At 33.1% G+C, this 18419-nt stretch carries 19 protein-coding genes; 9 read left to right on the top strand and 10 right to left on the bottom strand.

Annotated features, from left to right (window positions below):
• Nucleotides 1-15: 15 nt before the first annotated feature.
• Nucleotides 16-465 (bottom strand): RrF2 family transcriptional regulator, encoded by a 450-nt coding sequence (locus tag APR43_RS04505; RefSeq protein WP_053473725.1) that lies wholly within the window; start codon nucleotides 463-465, stop codon nucleotides 16-18.
• A 200-nt stretch (nucleotides 466-665) separates the two neighbouring features.
• Here APR43_RS04505 and APR43_RS04500 point away from each other — a divergent pair, with 200 nt between their 5' ends.
• Together APR43_RS04500 and APR43_RS04495 are read left to right on the top strand one after the other, a co-directional pair.
• Complete coding sequence (locus APR43_RS04500; protein ID WP_053473726.1) at nucleotides 666-1445, top strand: NYN domain-containing protein; 780 nt, start codon at nucleotides 666-668, stop codon at nucleotides 1443-1445.
• Nucleotides 1446-1480: 35 nt separating this feature from the next.
• The gene (locus APR43_RS04495; RefSeq protein WP_053473727.1) at nucleotides 1481-2995 is read left to right on the top strand and encodes an FMN-binding glutamate synthase family protein; all 1515 of its coding nucleotides are present in this window, start codon (nucleotides 1481-1483) and stop codon (nucleotides 2993-2995) included.
• 50 nt (nucleotides 2996-3045) lie between these two features.
• On the opposite strand, the gene APR43_RS04490 is transcribed toward APR43_RS04495, so the two are convergent.
• The 5 genes from APR43_RS04490 to APR43_RS04470 form a co-directional block, all read right to left on the bottom strand.
• Nucleotides 3046-3735, bottom strand: coding sequence for a hypothetical protein (locus APR43_RS04490; RefSeq protein WP_053473728.1), 690 nt, complete (start codon nucleotides 3733-3735; stop codon nucleotides 3046-3048).
• A gap of 2 nt (nucleotides 3736-3737) precedes the next feature.
• A complete protein-coding gene (locus tag APR43_RS24610; protein WP_180861388.1) occupies nucleotides 3738-4514 on the bottom strand; it encodes a hypothetical protein in 777 nt (258 codons plus the stop codon).
• A gap of 143 nt (nucleotides 4515-4657) precedes the next feature.
• Nucleotides 4658-5089, bottom strand: a complete 432-nt coding sequence (locus APR43_RS04480; protein ID WP_053473729.1) for a hypothetical protein — start codon at nucleotides 5087-5089, stop codon at nucleotides 4658-4660.
• Between the two features lie 209 nt (nucleotides 5090-5298).
• A complete protein-coding gene (locus APR43_RS04475) occupies nucleotides 5299-5703 on the bottom strand; it encodes a hypothetical protein (RefSeq protein WP_053473730.1) in 405 nt (134 codons plus the stop codon).
• A gap of 12 nt (nucleotides 5704-5715) precedes the next feature.
• Nucleotides 5716-6894 carry a glycoside hydrolase family 88 protein gene (locus APR43_RS04470; RefSeq protein ID WP_053473731.1) on the bottom strand — a complete coding sequence of 393 codons (1179 nt, stop codon included), beginning with the start codon at nucleotides 6892-6894 and terminating at the stop codon, nucleotides 5716-5718.
• Between the two features lie 439 nt (nucleotides 6895-7333).
• Here APR43_RS04470 and APR43_RS04465 point away from each other — a divergent pair, with 439 nt between their 5' ends.
• Nucleotides 7334-7717, top strand: a complete 384-nt coding sequence (locus APR43_RS04465) for a DUF2809 domain-containing protein (protein ID WP_053473732.1) — start codon at nucleotides 7334-7336, stop codon at nucleotides 7715-7717.
• Here APR43_RS04465 and APR43_RS04460 read toward each other — a convergent pair.
• A complete protein-coding gene (locus APR43_RS04460) occupies nucleotides 7698-9476 on the bottom strand; it encodes an ABC transporter ATP-binding protein (RefSeq protein WP_053473733.1) in 1779 nt (592 codons plus the stop codon). The genes APR43_RS04465 and APR43_RS04460 overlap by 20 nt on opposite strands.
• Before the next feature lie 82 nt (nucleotides 9477-9558).
• Between APR43_RS04460 and APR43_RS04455 the strand changes: the two genes are divergently transcribed.
• From APR43_RS04455 to APR43_RS04445, 3 genes are all read left to right on the top strand, one after another.
• Nucleotides 9559-10137 carry a non-canonical purine NTP diphosphatase gene (locus tag APR43_RS04455; protein WP_053473734.1) on the top strand — a complete coding sequence of 193 codons (579 nt, stop codon included), beginning with the start codon at nucleotides 9559-9561 and terminating at the stop codon, nucleotides 10135-10137.
• A gap of 193 nt (nucleotides 10138-10330) precedes the next feature.
• On the top strand, nucleotides 10331-12250 hold the full coding sequence (locus APR43_RS04450) for a DEAD/DEAH box helicase (protein ID WP_053473735.1): 1920 nt from the start codon (nucleotides 10331-10333) through the stop codon (nucleotides 12248-12250).
• Between the two features lie 442 nt (nucleotides 12251-12692).
• Complete coding sequence (locus APR43_RS04445) at nucleotides 12693-13466, top strand: carboxypeptidase-like regulatory domain-containing protein (protein WP_053473736.1); 774 nt, start codon at nucleotides 12693-12695, stop codon at nucleotides 13464-13466.
• A 317-nt stretch (nucleotides 13467-13783) separates the two neighbouring features.
• Here APR43_RS04445 and APR43_RS04435 read toward each other — a convergent pair whose 3' ends face one another.
• The 3 genes from APR43_RS04435 to APR43_RS04425 all read right to left on the bottom strand — a co-directional run bounded on the left by APR43_RS04435 (nucleotide 13784) and on the right by APR43_RS04425 (nucleotide 15912).
• The gene (locus APR43_RS04435; RefSeq protein WP_053473737.1) at nucleotides 13784-15244 is read right to left on the bottom strand and encodes an aminoacyl-histidine dipeptidase; all 1461 of its coding nucleotides are present in this window, start codon (nucleotides 15242-15244) and stop codon (nucleotides 13784-13786) included.
• Nucleotides 15245-15409: 165 nt separating this feature from the next.
• Nucleotides 15410-15703, bottom strand: coding sequence for a type II toxin-antitoxin system RelE/ParE family toxin (locus APR43_RS04430; RefSeq protein ID WP_053473738.1), 294 nt, complete (start codon nucleotides 15701-15703; stop codon nucleotides 15410-15412).
• Complete coding sequence (locus APR43_RS04425) at nucleotides 15700-15912, bottom strand: hypothetical protein (RefSeq protein ID WP_053473739.1); 213 nt, start codon at nucleotides 15910-15912, stop codon at nucleotides 15700-15702. The genes APR43_RS04430 and APR43_RS04425 overlap by 4 nt, the downstream gene beginning before the upstream one ends.
• Nucleotides 15913-15995: 83 nt before the next feature.
• Here APR43_RS04425 and APR43_RS04420 point away from each other — a divergent pair, with 83 nt between their 5' ends.
• The 3 genes from APR43_RS04420 to APR43_RS04410 all read left to right on the top strand — a co-directional run bounded on the left by APR43_RS04420 (nucleotide 15996) and on the right by APR43_RS04410 (nucleotide 18355).
• Complete coding sequence (locus APR43_RS04420; protein ID WP_053473740.1) at nucleotides 15996-17057, top strand: DUF3810 domain-containing protein; 1062 nt, start codon at nucleotides 15996-15998, stop codon at nucleotides 17055-17057.
• Between the two features lie 162 nt (nucleotides 17058-17219).
• Complete coding sequence (locus tag APR43_RS04415; RefSeq protein WP_007810116.1) at nucleotides 17220-17714, top strand: RNA polymerase sigma factor; 495 nt, start codon at nucleotides 17220-17222, stop codon at nucleotides 17712-17714.
• A gap of 8 nt (nucleotides 17715-17722) precedes the next feature.
• Nucleotides 17723-18355: a hypothetical protein gene (locus APR43_RS04410; RefSeq protein WP_053473741.1), complete on the top strand. Its 633-nt coding sequence runs from the start codon at nucleotides 17723-17725 to the stop codon at nucleotides 18353-18355.
• Nucleotides 18356-18419: the final 64 nt, after the last annotated feature.

The following is an 18419-nucleotide window of genomic DNA, read 5'->3' as shown; positions in this document are numbered from 1 at the left end:
TTTAAATTATAATATTTATTCGGTTTTATTGAAAATTTTTAAATAATAATCTCCAGCATTTACGCCAAGTGCCAGCTCTTCTAAAGTAGTATTAGTAAGCATTGCCAAAAGCAGCTCGCGTATTTTTTTAAATTGATTGTGCACAGGGCAAGGATGAATTTCTGAACATTCTTTCAGGCCAATTCCGCAGCCTTTATAAATCGTATTGCCGTCAATCGCATCCACAATTTGAATTAATTTTATTGATTTTAATGCTTCTTTCGAAACCTCAAAACCTCCTCCTACTCCTTTTGCTGAATAGATGATTCCGGCTTTGGTTAAAATCTGCATAATTTTGGCTGTAAAAGGTTCCGGCGAATCAATTTCTTTGGCAACATCTTTTATTCCAACCCTAACTCCTTCTGAAGATTTGGTTGCTATAAAAATAGAAGCCCTGATTCCGTACTCACATGCTTTTGAAAACATATACTGATTGATTAATTTCTTACAAATATATTTAAATCCTCTATAAAAGACAAATTTATCCTTAATTAATTTTTATAACAGAAACCTTATTTATAACCAAAATAATTAACACGGTCAAAAACACTTATTCACCAACAAATTCACCTAAAAACGAATTTTAATTTTAACTTTGATTGTACTTAATTTCTAATATCTAAAAAATGCCTGTAAGCAACTCAAAAGAATTAAAGTTAGCTGTTCTTATTGACGCCGATAATGTGCCCTACAGCAATGTAAAAGGGATGATGGAAGAAATTGCAAAGTTTGGAACACCTACAACAAAACGTATTTATGCAGACTGGACCAAGCCAAATGCAAACGGATGGAAAGCAGTTTTATTAGAGCATGCCATTACTCCCATTCAGCAATATAGTTATACGGTTGGGAAAAATTCTTCAGATTCGGCATTGATTATCGATGCAATGGATTTGCTTTATTCGGGAAAATTAGATGGTTTTTGCATTGTTTCCAGCGACAGCGATTTTACCCGTCTGGCGATTCGACTTCGTGAATCTGGGATGAAAGTAATTGGCATTGGTGAAAAGAAAACCCCAAGTTCTTTTATCGTTGCCTGCGACAGGTTTATTTATATTGAGGTTCTGGACGGTGCCATTCAAAAGAAAAAACCAAAAGCAACCGCAGCAGATACCAAAAAACCTGTAGAAAAACCTGCTGAGAAAGCACTTCACAAAGTTGACAAACAAACCATTGAACTTATTGAAGCTACAATTGAAGATATTGAAGATGATGACGGCTGGGCATTTCTTGGCGATGTGGGCAATTTGATTGTAAAGAAAAAACCAGAATTTGACCCAAGGAATTATGGTTATTCTAAGCTTACGCCAATGCTGAAATCATTAACGGATATTCTGGAAATCGACGAAAGAGAATCGGATAAAAAAGGCATTAAACACGTCTATGTTCGATTACGGTACAACTAATTAAATTATTACCTTATTACTATTATTATTTAAACATGAGAAAAAAATTCTTTATTTACGGATTCTTATTGTTTCTAATTGTTCTTGCAATTTATCATTATACAGGTCGAGGTTATCTACTTGTTTTTATTATCCCAATTTTATTGATTATTGGAGCTTATAATGCTTCTCAAAAAAAGCATGCTATTTTAAGGAACTTTCCGGTTTTGGGTTATTTCAGGTATTTATTTGAAATGATTGCCCCGGAAATTCAGCAGTATTTCATCGAAAGATCTACAGATGGAAAACCTTTTTCACGAAACCAGCGCTCACTTGTTTATCAAAGAGCCAAAAATATTGATTCGAGTACGCCTTTTGGAACTCAGCAAAATTTAAATACGGAAACTTATGAAGGTATAAAGCATTCTATCTTTCCGGCAAAAGTAAATGAAGAATTACCGCGTGTTTTAGTGGGCGGAAAAGACTGTAAACAACCTTATTTAGCTTCATTATTTAATGTTTCTGCAATGAGTTTTGGTTCGCTGAGCGAAAATGCGGTGCGTGCCATAAATATTGGTGCTAAAAAAGGAAACTTTTACCAAAATACAGGTGAAGGTGGTTTAACTGAATTTCATCTTGCCGGCGGCGGAGATATTACGTGGCAGATAGGAACCGGATATTTTGGATGCCGCGATGCCGAAGGAAATTTCAGTCCTGAAAAATTCTCGGAAAAAGCCAATCTTCCAAACGTTAAAATGATTGAAATTAAACTTTCGCAAGGCGCAAAACCAGGACATGGCGGTGTGCTTCCGGCGGCAAAAAATACAGAGCAAATTGCTAAGATTAGAGGTGTTGAACCGCACACAATGATTCTTTCTCCTCCCGGACATCATGCTTTCTCTGATTCTAAAGGACTTTTGCATTTTGTGAAACAATTACGTGATTTATCAAATGGAAAACCTATTGGTTTTAAATTATGTATAGGAAACACGGCTGAATTTGAAGCAATATGCCACGAAATGATCGCCGAAGATATTTACCCGGATTTCATTACTGTTGATGGTGCCGAAGGTGGAACCGGAGCTGCTCCGTTAGAATTTGCAGATGGTGTTGGAATGCCTTTTGAACCGGCTCTTATTTTCGTAAACAAAACATTAATTGGTTTAAATATTCGCGACAAAATACGCATTATAGGAAGTGGAAAAATTATTTCAGGATATTCAATCCTGCACGCCGTTGCTTTAGGCGCAGATATGTGTAACAGCGCGCGTGGTTTTATGTTCTCTTTAGGCTGTATTCAGGCATTACGCTGTCATAATAACGAATGTCCAACGGGAGTTGCGACTCAAAATAAAATGCTGATGAAAGGTTTGGTTGTAACCGATAAATCAGATCGTGTTTATCATTTTCATAAAAACACACTTCATTCTGCAAACGAACTTTTGGCTGCTGCCGGAAAAACATCTTTTGCAGATGTAGATATTAATATCTTTATGCGTGGTGATGAATTTACAAATCTATCAGAATTGTATTTCCCTGATAATTTGACAAACGTTACCAAACGTAATTAAAACAAAAAGCCTCTTTGAGTTTTCAAAGAGGCTTTTTAATTTTAAGAAGTTTATTTCTTTTCTTTCATATTTTGAGAAAAGAATTCAATAGCGCGTCCTTTTAATTTATCAAGAGGAAGTTTACTGCTTTCGAATTCGTAGAAATTAAGGTATCCGTCATTTTTAAAACATAAAGCATAACCATTATATCTTTTATTTTCTTTGGTTATTTTGTATGATATTGCCTTAACGTCTCCAATAGTGTTTTCTACTTTAAACTTTTGCAGATTATCGCTGTTTTTTAAGGTTTTAAAACTTGGTTCTATTTCTGCTTTAGATTCAAAATCGTGAATAAAAACATTTAGATTATCCGGCGATTTAAATGCCATTCTCAACGAATCATCGTGTTTGTTTTGAAGATAAAAATCCTTTGGTATTTTTATCTGAGTATCTAATGCAATGTATATTAGTGAATCTTTTTCGAGTTTTTGAATACCGTAATTATCTTTTTGCAAAGCCGACAAACTGTCTAAAGTTTCATAATTAGAATATAATATAGCATTTGACATTTTCCTTTGCATTTCCTGATGCTGTCTAAAATTCTCTTTCATGGCTTCCTGAGAATTTCGAAAACTTTCCATTACAGGATCATTTTCATAACGGGGTTTATTCATGTTGGAACAAGTATACAACAATCTTCCGCCCAAAATTATAACCGATAATATACTTAATACGGTTCGCCAGGTTGATCTGTCATCCATGATTATTTCAGGTCTTTTTCAGTCAAAATAATATCGTTTACCAGATTTCCTTTAGCATCCTGATACAGATATTTAATTGTTGTAATGTTATAACGTTGTATAGACCCCAGAATAGTTTTTAAATCACTGCTTCTTAAAATACTTTCTTTCATTAAAACCTTTGCTCCTTCTCCTTTAAGCAATTCAGAATATTTTTTTGGCACTTCAATTTTATAAACCAGTTCATTTTTATCGCTAATTTCAATTTTTATGATTTTTGTTCCGTCTTCATTAACAATTGGCATATTTTGGTTCATAATGGCCAGCATTTGCTGCATTTCTGGATTCATACCAGAACTTGAAAGTTCTTTTCTGTCTACAGCAGGAGTGTTATTTTTGCTTAAAATTTTATTTAACTCCTTTTCATCTACTTTTAATTCAGCAAGTATGGTACTGTTATTGGCCAAAAAGAACATTTCAAACGTTACTCCTTCTCTAATTAGTTCCATTGAAGCTCTATCACTTTTCAGCATTTCACCAAGCAAGGCTGGAAACATTTGGTTGTAAATAGATTTACTGGATTCGTTTTGTTCTAAATTAGTATCAATTCTTATTTCGACTTTATTTTCATTTAAAAATGCTTTTGCACTTGCACTGCTGATAATATCATTATGAAAAAGTGCACTTGAATTATTAAACGTATTAACGTATTCCTGAATTTTTTGCTTGGTATTTTTACAGCTTACTAAAAACAAAGCAATAGCAATCGTGCATGAGATTTGGGTAATTTTTTTGATCATAGTTTTATAGGTTTTATTAGGTAGACTTTTACACAAACATAACTTAATGTTAGAATTAATGCAATAAGAATTATCATTCTTAACGAAAAGAAAATAGCCTCCCTGATTTACAAAGAGGCTATTTTCAATACTTTAATTTTAACTTAAAGTTTGGCTGTTTCTTTATTTCCTTCTGCAGTTCCTTCTAAAACTGCTAATTCTTCTTTATCAACTGTTCTTTTAGCTAAAATAATATTATTATAGGCCAAAAAGTAAACATCAAACTTTACACCTTCGCCTATTAACTCTGTAGAAATTTGATCATTCTTAATCATTTCTTTTAGCAAATCCGGAAATGAATCGGCTGCAGCCTGCTTATTGGCTTCATCACCTTCTAAGTTGGTTTCAATTCTAATTTCAATTTTATTATCATTTAAAAACGCTTTCGCAGAAGTACTGGTAATCCCGTTACCTTTTATGGAAGATGAGTTGTTGTAGGTACTTACATGTTCCTGTATTTTTTGCTTGGTATTTTTACAACTTACCAGCAATAATGCAATAGCAAAAGCAAATGCGATTTGGGTAATTTTTTTCATAATTTTTTAGGTTTTTGGTTTATTTTTAACTCAAACATAATGAAATTATAACACAAAAACAAAATGAAGTCACAAAAGTTTAAAATGTAACTATTTAACTACAAATAGATTACAGTAACGAAAGAATGAAAAGAATTAACTTAATAACTAAAAAAAAATCCTCTTTAAAATTGTTTAAAGAGGATTTGATAAATGTTATAATCTGAATATTATTTTAGTAATTCAGCCAAAGATTCTTTGTTGATTATTTGTTTTACAAAAACCGTATTATCATCGGCTAAAAAATAAGCATCAAACTGAATACCTTCTTCAACCAGTTCTTTAGGAATTTGATCTTTATTGATCATTTCTTTCAACAGTTTTGGAAACGATGATTCTGCTTTTGCTTTATTAGCTGCATTTTGCTCTAAATTAGTTTCAAACCGCAATTCGATTTTATCATCATTAATATATCCTCTTGCCGTTGTAAGTGTAACATCTTCAGCCTTAAAATTGGCAGCTGTACTATTATAAGTTGTTACATATTCCTGAAGTTTTTGTTTTGCGTTTTTACAGCTTATAAGCGTCAAAACCATCATAACGACACATAAAATCTGGCTTACTTTCCTAATCATAATTTAAAATTTTTATTTCAGTTTTTGAAGTCTTAAAAGTGCTTCAAGATAGTAATAATCTGCGTAATTTATAGAGCAGTCAATTTCGCTTCCGGCAGGTTTATGACCTGTTGAGTGCAATAAAAATGCTGAATTAACATCGTGGCTTTGGTAATTATCTGAAAGCGACACAATCATTTTTTTAGATTTTGTCAAATATTCGTTTTTCAGCGTTTTATCTTTCGTATAAGAACTCAACTCTAAAAGTGCCGAAGAAACAATTGCTGCCGCAGAAGCATCTCTGGGAGCATTTGGAATATCTGGCGCATTAAAATCCCAATACGGAACTAAATCTTCTGTTGTTAATTTATCCAGATAAACACGAGCTAGTTTATGAGCAAAATCAAGGAATTTAGGATCTTTTGTTTCTCTGTAAGTCATTGTAAAACCGTAAATCGCCCACGCTTGTCCGCGTGCCCACATACTGTCGTCACTATATCCCTGAGCCGTTCTACCTTTTATTTTCTTGCCGGTTTCATAATCATAAATAATAACGTGATAAGAAGTATTATCTGGTCTGAAATGATTTGCCATTGTTGTTTCGGCATGTTTTACTGCAATGTCGTACAGCTTTTTATTTCCGCCGTTTTTAGAAGCCCAAAACAACAATTCTAAATTCATCATATTATCGATAATGGTATTGTGTCCGCCCATTTTATTGTGAGGCCAAGATTGAATTGTTCCTACTTTTGGATTAAAAAGTGTTGCCAGAGTATCGGCTGTTTTTAGAATGATTTCTTTATATGCTGCGTTTTTAGTCAATCTGTATCCGTTTCCGAAACTATTAAAAATCTGAAAACCTAAATCATGGTCAGCAGCTTTACTAACCGACAAAGGCGTTAAAAAGCGGCTAAATTTATCCGCTTCTTTTTCCCATTTTTTATCTTTTGTTGCTTCGTATAAAAACCACAATTCTCCAGGCCAGAATCCGCTTGTCCAGTCTTTGCAATTTACAAATTTCCAGTCTTTGCTTCCATTCGGAACCGTTCTTGGTGAAGTCCCGTCATCCGGAATCACTTTTAATGTTTTTGAAGCCTGCTCTGCACAATACTCCAATTGTTTTTTAACGTTAAACGAATTGTCTTTTTGAGAATAACCCTGATTTCCAACAAGTAATAAAGCGGTAATCAGAGCGAAAAATTTTGCATTCATGTGGTTATTTTTAAATAGATAGTTTTTAGAACTGATAAATTTATGAAATAAAGTAAACTTATTTTAGTCTTTGTATTTTTCGATGCCTAAAAATGTACTTTTTTGTCATTGCGAGGAAGGAAGCAATCGCACCAAGCTGGACGTAATGGCACGCAGATGACGCAGATTTAAACAGATTTATTTTGTTTTTATTGATTGACTTGCGATGTATAATATACCGTAAACATGAAGTTTGTCATTCCGAGGAACGAGGAATCGCACTAGAGAATCGACAAAGATTGGCTACTTGCTGTTGCGGAGTTACTTATGCGATTCCTCCTCTGTCGGAATGACAAAACAGCGAGAATAAATCTGTTTAAATCTGCGTCATCTGCGTGCCATTAAATCCAGCTTTTTAAGATTTGACCTATATTTGCTCCCAACCAAGCCTATTAAAACTTTGAAAAAATCCAGAATACAATATTTCATTTTATTTCTCTGCACTATTATTCTCGGAATCCTTTCAAGAAAAATCCACTTTATTCCTTTATGGATTGGCGATGCTCTTTATGCGGTTATGATTTATTTTTTGGTTAGAATATTTCTTCCGGCTAAAAGAGCTTTTATAGTCGCTTTATTTTCTCTTTTACTATGTTACTGCATTGAGTTTTTACAGCTTTATCAGGCAGAATGGATTATTGAACTTCGAAAAACACTTTTTGGAAGATATGTTTTAGGACAAGGTTTTCTTTGGTCAGATATTTTAGCTTATACTTTTGGAATCGCTTTTGTTTTTCTTATCGAAAAAATAACTCTGAATCGTATTAATCAAAAGTCTGCGTGATTTTTTCAATATTTAAACTGTTTGCCATTGCCATAAATATTTGGTAATATGCTCCTTTATTATCGTACAATTCGTCGTGTGTTCCTTTTTCGACGCATCTTCCTTTTTCTAAAACAATAATATTTGAAGCATCAATAATTTGAGAAATACTGTGCGATATAATAATCACAGTTCTGTCTTTTTTAATCGCGTCTAAAGACTTTTTAATTTGTTCTGTTGCAATTGCGTCTAAACTCGCTGTAGGTTCATCCAGAAAAATTATAGGCGGGTTTTTCAGAAAAAGTCTGGCAATAGCAATTCGCTGCTGTTGTCCGCCGGAAAGCAAATGCGCATCAGAATCATAGCCTTTTGGCAATTGTATAATTTGTTCATGAATGTAGGCTTGCTTTGCAGCTTCAATAATTTCAGATTCTGAAGCTTCGGGATTTCCGTATAAAATATTTTCTCCAATTGTACCTTTAAAAATGTGATTTTTCTGAAGAACTAATCCAATATTTTTACGCAGAAAATCGGTATCATAATCCACTAAATCAATTCCATCCAAAAATATTTGTCCGGATGAAGGCAGATAAAATTTATCCAGTAAATTAATAATCGTGCTTTTTCCGGCTCCACTTAATCCAACTAGAGCTGTTGTTTCATTCGGTTTAACCGTAAAATTAATATCGTAAAGTGCCTGAGTTCCGTTTGGATAAACAAAATCTACATTTTTTACTTCAATCAATCCGGTAATTTTTTCCGGAATATAAGTTCCGCTGGTTTCTATTTCCTGATCTGATTCTAAAATATCAAAAAATCCTTCGGAATAAATTAAGGCATCATTTACTTCATCATAAATTCGGTGCAATTGTCTAATTGGCGACGAAACATTATTAAACAACATAATATGAAACATGATCGCACCAATTGTCATTTGATTATTCAAAACAAAATAAGCGGTCAAAATGATGATAATCACCACTCCTATTTGTTCAACGAAGCTTTTTATGCTTTCAAAAATAAAACTGGTTTTTCTGGTTGCCAGCTGATTTTCGGTCATTTCATATTGAATCTTTTCATGACGATCTGCTTCAGTCGATTCGCGAACGAAAGATTTAATAACGGTTATGGATTCAATTAAACTAATGATTCCGTTGTTTTTGGTTTCGCGATAATTACGCATTCTTCGTCTGAAACCGCTCAGTTTTGTGGCTTGCAATTGGCTGATATAAAAGTAAATCGGGATAATACATAAACTTACCAAACCCACATAAACATTAGCATAAAACATAATGACCAAAGCCACAAAAGCGTTGGCAAACAATGGCAGAATATCAATAAAGAAATTTTGAACTAATCGTGTTAAACTGCTTATACCGAGATCGATTCTGGTTTGGAGTTTTCCGCTTTCATTTTCATCAGAAGTATAAAACTCCATTCTGTAACTTAGAATTTTTTCTACGATGGTCTGCGAAATATCGCGGGTTATAAAAATTCGGAGTTTTTCTCCATAAAATTTTTGCCCGAATTGTACAATTGAGTTTACTAATTCTTTAGTAAGCAGCACGATACTTATTATCTCTAATAAATGAAATCCTTTTGATAAAGGTTCGTGCGCCACCATTAAATTATTGATAGCATCGACGGTATATTTTAATATTACAGCATTTACCTGTGCTGCAAAAGAACCTAAAAATGTAAGCAGTAAAGTGGCAATTACCATTTTTTTGTACGGTTTTACAAAGGGCATTATTTTTTTATACAGTACAGATAATTGCATTTATTTTTATTTTTTGGTAACTATCAAATATAAGAATTCTAAATTTGTAATTAAAATAGTCTTACTTCTAAATATACAAAATATGAAACTGGTTTTCGCTTCTAATAATTTAAACAAAATCAAGGAAATTCAAAGTATTCTAAACGGATCTATTCAGCTATTAAGCTTGGAAGATATTGGCTGTCACGAAGAAATTCCTGAAACTGCTGATACTATTGAAGGCAACGCCATTTTAAAAGCTAATTATGTTACAGAAAAATATGGCTATGATTGTTTTGCTGATGATACAGGTCTGGAAGTAAAAGCTTTAAACGGTGAACCAGGCGTTTATTCTGCCCGATATGCGGGTGAACAAAAAAATGCCGATGATAATATGAACAAACTTTTGGAGGCTTTAAAAAATGAAGAAAACCGCAGTGCGCAGTTTAAGACCGTTATTGCTTTAAATTTAGAAGGAAAGCAGCATCTTTTTACGGGTTTAGCAAAAGGAAATATTACTTTGGCTAAAGCCGGAAATCATGGTTTTGGATATGATCCAATTTTTCAACCGGAAAATTATAAGGAGACTTTTGCTGAATTATCTTCAGAAATTAAAAATAAAATCAGCCATCGCGCCAAGGCAACTGAGCAACTTATTGATTTCCTGAACACAAGAAAATAATTGTTTGAAATACAACATTTTATTGGGCTAAATTGATATTTCACGACGTATTTTTTTTGATTTCTTTGAAAAATGATTTTACCCCAAACATAACTTTTTGATAATCAAATCATAACAAATCTATAAATCTTAAAATAGCATTAGTTTATCTGAATAATTAACAGTAATTTTGCACCCTATTTTAAAAACACATATGAATAAATTTGAACAATTAGGATTGAATGAATCGTTACTGAAGGCGATTTTAGATCTAGGATTTGAAAATCCGTCAGAGGTACAGGAAAAGGCGATTCCCCTATTATTGGAAAAAGACACAGATATGGTTGCGTTGGCTCAGACAGGGACAGGGAAAACGGCAGCTTTCGGTTTTCCGCTAATTCAAAAAATTGATGCTGACAATAGAAACACACAAGCATTAGTTTTATCGCCAACACGAGAACTTTGTTTACAGATTACCAACGAACTTAAAAACTACTCAAAATACGAAAAAGGTATTAATGTGGTAGCAGTTTACGGCGGGGCTAGTATTACAGAGCAAGCCAGAGAGATTAAAAGAGGCGCACAAATTATTGTGGCTACTCCGGGGAGAATGCAAGACATGATTAACAGAGGTTTAGTAAACATTAAAAATATAGATTACTGTATTCTTGATGAAGCTGATGAGATGTTAAACATGGGATTCTATGAAGACATCGTATCTATTTTATCAGATACTCCAGATCAAAAAAGTACATGGTTGTTCTCTGCAACTATGCCGCAAGAGGTTGCCAGAATTGCAAAACAATTCATGAGCGAACCGGTTGAAATTACTGTTGGAACTAAGAACTCTGGTTCTGCAACAGTTTCTCACGAATTTTACTTAGTAAATGCTCGTGACCGTTACGAAGCTTTAAAACGTTTAGCCGATGCAAATCCAGATATTTTCTCTGTAGTTTTCTGTCGTACTAAAAGAGACACACAAGCTGTAGCTGAAAAATTAATTGAAGATGGATATAGCGCTGCTGCGTTGCATGGAGATTTATCTCAGGCACAACGTGATGGTGTAATGAAATCTTTCCGTGGAAGACAAATTCAGATGCTTGTTGCTACTGACGTTGCTGCACGTGGTATTGACGTTGATAACGTAACGCACGTTGTAAACTACCAATTACCTGATGAAATCGAAACGTACAACCACCGTTCTGGTCGTACTGGTAGAGCTGGAAAATTAGGAACTTCTATTGTAATTGTTACAAAAAGTGAGTTGCGTAAAATTTCTTCTATCGAGAGAATCATCAAACAAAAATTCGAAGAAAAAACTATTCCTTCTGGAATCGAAATCTGTGAAATTCAATTATTACACTTAGCTAATAAAATTAAAGATACTGAGGTTGATCACGAAATTGACAACTATTTACCAGCTATTAACAATGTTCTTGAAGGTTTATCTAAAGAAGAATTGATTAAGAAAATGGTTTCGGTAGAATTTAACCGTTTCATTGCTTACTACAAAAAGAATAGAGATATCTCTACTCAATCTTCTGGAGAAAGACGTGAAAGAAACGATTCTGAGCCAAGAGAATTCAATAACAACGGAGCAGTTCGTTATTTTGTAAATATCGGTTCTAGAGATAATTTCGACTGGATGTCTCTTAAAGATTACTTGAAAGAAACATTAGACTTAGGTCGTGATGACGTTTTCAAAGTGGATGTAAAAGAAGGTTTCTCTTTCTTTAATACTGATCCTGAGCATACTGATAAAGTAATGGATATTTTAAACAACGTTCAGTTAGAAGGACGTCGTATTAATGTTGAAATTTCTAAAAATGACGGCGGAGGAAGACGTGACCACAATAACCGTGGCGGCGGACGTAGTTCTGGCGGACCAAGAAGAGAAGGTTCTGGAGGTTTCGGCCCAAGACGTGAAGGTTCTGGCGGCGGCGGATTTAGAAGCGACAGAAACTCTGCTCCAAGAGAAGGTGGTTTCAGAAGCGACAGAAATTCATCTGCTCCAAAAAGAGAAGGTGGTTTTAGAAGTTCTGCTCCAAGAAACGAAGGTGGTTCTGACAGAGCTCCAAGACGTTCTGAAAGTTTCGGTGATTCACCAAGACCAAGAAGACCAAGAAGAGATTAATACTTTAATATCTTAATACAAAATCCCAAATTCCTGACATAAATGGAATTTGGGATTTTTTTTCATTAAAGAATCTTAACCCGTTGATTATAATTAATTTTAACACATAGAAACATAGACTTAGTACTCTCAAAAAAGGCGTTTCACTTATTTAAAGCAAACATAGAGAGCTATGTGTTAGAAACAAGTTTCTTTTTATATCCTTTTACACATATAAAACCTATGTTTCTATGTGTTAAATGTTTTTTTACGACCAATGGGTAAATTTAATCTCTAGAAATGAGTTTTGTAATCTAAAACAATACAACTCAACCTTCCTGATCCCTTTTTATTTAAACACAAAAAGCAACATTGCTGACTTTGTTAATTTTCTGATAATTATATTCGAAGACTACGAAATATTTAATCTCTATTTACTACTTTTAGTGCTTTAAATCAGGATATGAAATATTTCGCAGTTTTCTTTTTTTTACTATTCTCTGCCATAAGTTTTGCACAAGATGCTGAATCTACAACTCCGCAAAGAGTTTCGGGTTATATTATAAACGATGATAGTAAACAACCTCTTCCAAATGTAAATATCATTAACACCAACAAAGTACGCGGCGCAAAATCTGATGCAAAAGGGTATTTTGAAATTGATGTACAGCCAAATGATACGATTCATTTCTCTCTTTTAGGATTTCAATCTCTTAGAATCAGAGTAACAAATGACTGGATAAAAAATAAAGTAACTCGAATTCAGCTTACTGAAAAAGCAATTGCCCTTGAAGAAGTTGTCATTGCTCCTTTTAATTTAACTGGTTATCTTGAAATTGATTCAAAATTAATTCCAACCAAAGAAAATTATCGTTACAGTATTTCGGGTCTTACACAAGGTTATGAAGCGGGTGAATATTCTCCAAATGCTTTTGGAAAAGTATTGGGTTCTATTTTTAATCCGGCCGATATGCTTTATAATTTCTTTGGAAAAAACAGCCGGGAGCTTAAAAAACTCAAGGACATGAAAAAAGACGATACGATTAGAAATCTTTTAGAGACTAAATACGATCGTGAAACTATTGCCGTTTTATTAGGAATCAGCAAAGATGAAATTCCAGAAATTATGCATCGCTGCAACTATTCTGATGCTTTTATTCAGTCTGCAAATGACTTACAGATTTTAGATGCCATAAGCGGCTGCTATGAACAATATAAAGTATTAAAAAGAAATTAAAATTTCACTTTTACAAAAAACATATGAATCCTCAATTTTTAAAATTGGGGATTTTTTTATGCCTTATGATTTTTTAAAAAGCTATATTTACTATAACAAAACAGTAAAACAAATAAAATCAATACATTATGGCAAAAGGTCAAGATGCTAAAAAAACAGCAAAAAAAGAACCGTTAAAAACGGCTAAAGAAAAGAAAGAAGAAAAAAGAGAGAAGAAAAATTCTCCTAAAAGGGATTAAATTTTCAGTCGCAGTCGCAGTTTTCAGTCTCTAAGAAAACTGAAAACTGTGACTGAATACTGAGACTGTAAACTGAGACTATTTAACCGGAATATTCGAAAGAATTTCTAATACAAATTTCCAATATTTTTGAGCAGATGAAATACTAGCTCTTTCATCTGGAGAGTGTGCTCCGTGAATTGTTGGTCCAAAAGAAATCATATCCATTTCAGGATAATTTGTTCCTAAAATTCCGCATTCTAAACCAGCGTGGCAAGCCACAACTTTTGGCTGTTCCCCATTTTGCTTTTCGTAAATATCTGTTAAAACTTCTAATATTTCAGAGTTTACGTTTGGAGTCCATCCCGGATAAGAACCAGTAAGTTCAACTTCGCATCCTACTAATTCAAAAGCAGAACGCAAAGAATTAGCCAAATCAAATTTTGAAGATTCTACAGAAGAACGCGTTAAACATCCAACCAAAATTTCTCCGTCTTTTACAACTACACGAGCAATATTATTTGAAGTTTCAACCAAATCAGCCATATCAGCGCTCATTTTGTAAACTCCGTTTTGTGCTGCGTAAATCGCTCTGATAATTCCTTCCTGAACACCTAAATCCATTATTTTTTCAGGTAAATCACCTTTTACAATTTCGATAGATAAATTTGGTTCAGTTGTTTTGTATTCTGCTTTGATGTCAGCAATAATTTCCTGCATATCGTAAACATACGCTTCATCAAACATTTGAGAAATAATTACTTTAGCAACACTTTCTCTCGGAATTGCATTTCTAAGACTTCCTCCGTTAATTTCAGAAACCTGTAATCCAAAGTTTTCAAAGCCATCAAATAATAAACGGTTCATGATTTTATTTGCGTTTCCTAAACCTTTATGAATATCCATTCCAGAATGACCTCCATTTAAGCCTTTTACGGTAATAGTATATCCAACAGAGCTTTCTGGAACTTCTTCTTCATTATAACCTCTTGTAGCCGTTACATCGATTCCGCCAGCGCATCCAATATCAATTTCATCATCTTCTTCCGTATCCAGATTCAATAAAATCTGCCCTTGAAGAATTCCTCCTTTTAAATTTAAAGCACCAGTCATTCCGGTTTCTTCGTCGATTGTAAACAAAGCTTCAATTGCAGGATGCGGAATGTCTTTACTTTCTAAAATTGCCATAATTGTCGCCACTCCTAGCCCATTGTCTGCACCAAGCGTTGTACCGCGAGCGCGAACCCAGTCACCATCAACATACATATCGATTCCTTGTGTATCAAAATCAAAAACGGTATCGGCATTTTTTTGGTGAACCATATCTAAATGACCTTGCATTACAATGGCTTTGCGATTTTCCATTCCCGGAGTTGCCGGTTTTCTGATGATTACATTTCGGATTTCGTCTTCGAATGTTTCTAAACCTAAGCTGTTTCCAAAGTTTTTCATAAACTCGATTACACGCTCTTCTTTCTTTGACGGACGCGGAACGGCGTTTAAATCTGCAAATTTGTTCCAAAGTGCTTTTGGTTCCAGATTTCTTATTTCCTGACTCATTATATTTTGTTTGAAGTTTAACAATTAAGAGCTTCAAAGTTACAAAGTTTAAATGCTTTTTCCGCCACGAATTCCACGAATTAGCACAAATTATAATGGCTCTAAAATTGAATGATACAAATACTCAATTTAAATCAAAGAATTTTAAAAGTAAAGTCAAACTTTTTAAAGAGGATATTTTGAGGGATTTAACGAGGTATTAAAAACAGACATAACATATACTGTTTTCACATTCTCATCTATAAAATAAAAGATAATAAACGGGAATTTCTTAGTGGGAAGACCTCGATAATCTTTGTATCTGATTTCAAAAAAAGGATTTTTAGATAATTTATCTAAATGTTCATCAATCACTTGATAAAAATATTCGCCTAAACCACTTTGTTTAGACTCATAATAATCAATCGCATCTTGTATATCAATAAGTGCTCTCGGCTCAATAACAATATTAAAAATCATTTCTCTGATTTGAAACGTAATTGTTTTTTGGCTTCGTTCCAAGGAAGAAAATCATCTGCTTTTGAAGTTGATCTTCTTTCATCTAACAAATTTTTCATTTCTTCAGTTACAGAAAATTCATTAATTACGGTTTCATAATTGAATTTTTCTATCAACTGCATAAAGAATGACAATTCATTATCAGGAATATTTAAAGTGATTCGTGTCATTTTCCTTGTTATTGAGTAACAAATTTACAAAAAAGAAAACGAACTAGTATTTTAATTATTATTTTTAACCCAAAAGTAAAACCGTGACACGAAAATATATCCTTCCCCTATTTCTTTTAGTTCAGATTATTTTTTTTAAAATCCTGCCGTTTTTTCCTGATTTTGTAGAAGGTCTTTACAGTAATAATTTATACATCAGAATTTCGCATTTCTCACGAATACTTTTGGGCAAAATTTCATTTTCTGTCGGTGATTGTATTTACGCAGTTTTAATTTTATCTATGATAAGCTGGTTTTGGAGAATACGAAAAACATGGAGGACAGACTGGAAAGATCATCTTTTAAAAATTATAGGCAAAATTTCTGTTTTTTACTTTTTCTTTCATCTTCTTTGGGCTTTCAATTATTATCGTAAACCTCTTTTCGAAAAAATGGAAATCAAAAGAGAATATACCGATGCTGATTTATTGGCCTTTACAAAAAGACTGATTGTTAAAACGAATGAAGTTCAGTTTAAAATCACAAAAAATAAAGATGAAAAAATCAATTTTCCCTATTCTCAGGAAGAGGTTTTTAAGATGAATCTTAACGGATATGATAATTTAGCCGAAGAACATCCTTATTTTAAATATAAAACTTTAAGCGTAAAAAAATCGCTGTTTAGTGTACCGCTAACTTATATGGGATTTGGCGGTTATTTGAATCCGTTTACAAATGAGGCGCAGGTGAATGATTTATTACCGATGTATTCTTTTCCGCTTACAGCATCTCATGAAATGGCACATCAAATAGGTTTTGCGAGTGAAAACGAATGCAATTTTATAGGCGTTTTGGCAACTGTAAAAAATGATAATTTATATTATCAGTATTCAGGATATAGTTTTGCTTTGCGTTATTGCCTTGGAATCTGGAAGTTTAAAAACGAGAAAATCTTTGAGGTTTTAAAGAAACAAGTAAATCCGGGAATTTTAAAAAACTATCAGGAAAGTCAGGATTTTTGGAAACAATATGATACTTTTATTGATGAAGGTTTTCATTTTATATATGATAGTTTCTTAAAATCAAACAATCAAAAAGATGGAATGGAAAGCTATAGCAAGTTTATTGATTTGATGATTAATTATTACAAAACACGTCAGTTGTAACAGGCTGCCACGAATTGCACGAATTAGCACGAATTTTCAAAAACTTAAACTCAACTTTATCTTTACTATTTTGAGAAGTAATTCGTGAAAATTTGTGAAATTCGTGGCGAAAAAATAATTAAGTCTTGTAACAAAATAGATTTCAACACTACTAATACTTTTATGAGCGAAAATCTAGAACAGTCATTTGTTGCGCAATTGCAGGCAAATCAGAATATAATCCACAAAATTTGTAGGTTATATACTGCTGGCGAAGATGCTCATAAAGATTTGTTTCAGGAAATTACTATTCAGCTCTGGAAAGCGTATCCGAAATTTAGAGGCGACAGTAAATTTTCGACCTGGACATATCGTGTCGCTTTAAATACAGCCATTACCTTATACCGTAAAACCAAAAGAACCATATCTACCGTAGATTATGAGAGTCATCAGCATTTTGTAAAAGATGTAGATTACAACTACGAAGAGGAAGAACAGATTAAATTGATGTATAAAGCTGTTTATCAGCTTAACGACATCGAAAAAGCATTAGTTTTTATGTATTTAGAAGACAAAGATTATCAGGAAATAGCCGAAACCTTAGGAATCAGCGAAGTGAATGCGCGCGTGAAAATGAACAGAATTAAAGGGAAACTTAAAAAAATACTAAATCCTTAAAAATTATTATGAAAGAACTGGATTTACTAAAAAAAGACTGGCAGAAGAACTCTGATTCTTTTGAACAAATTTCTGAAAAAGAAATCTATAAAATGATTCACAAAAAGTCATCTTCAATTGTGAAATGGATTTTGATTATCAGTATTTTGGAGATTTCGTTTTGGACTTTTTCAAACTTATTTATCAATACTGATGATGTTTTAAGAAAAATAAATCATCCGGAAATTGTGGTTACGCTTGAATACTTAACTTATTTGAATTATTTAGTTGGATTAGTTTTCGTGTTTATTTTTTACAAAAACTACACTACAATTTCTACAACTGTTGCCACAAAATCATTAATGAGTGCCATTTTAAGAACCAGAAAAACGGTTCAGTATTATGTTTGGTACAACTTGGGAATGATTGTAATTACATCCATATTAAGTTTCTTTATCGCTTTTGTTTACAATCCTGATATGGCTTTTTTAAGAGAAAAACTTGCCATAGACGGAAAAGCAATGTTTGCTACAATTGGAATATTAACCTTAGTAATATTAGGTTTCTTTGGATTGTTCTGGTGCTTCTACAGATTGCTATACGGAACTTTACTACGCAGATTGTATGTGAACTATAAGGAGTTGAAGAAAATTGATTTCTAAGATACTGAGGTTCTAAGTTGCTAAGATTCTAAGGTCTCTCCTTTAACTTGAAACCTGAAACTTG

It is taken from the genome of Flavobacterium sp. NLM, from assembly GCF_002210235.1.
Classification (GTDB): domain Bacteria; phylum Bacteroidota; class Bacteroidia; order Flavobacteriales; family Flavobacteriaceae; genus Flavobacterium; species Flavobacterium panici.
This window is presented reverse-complemented; position numbering and strand designations above follow the sequence as displayed.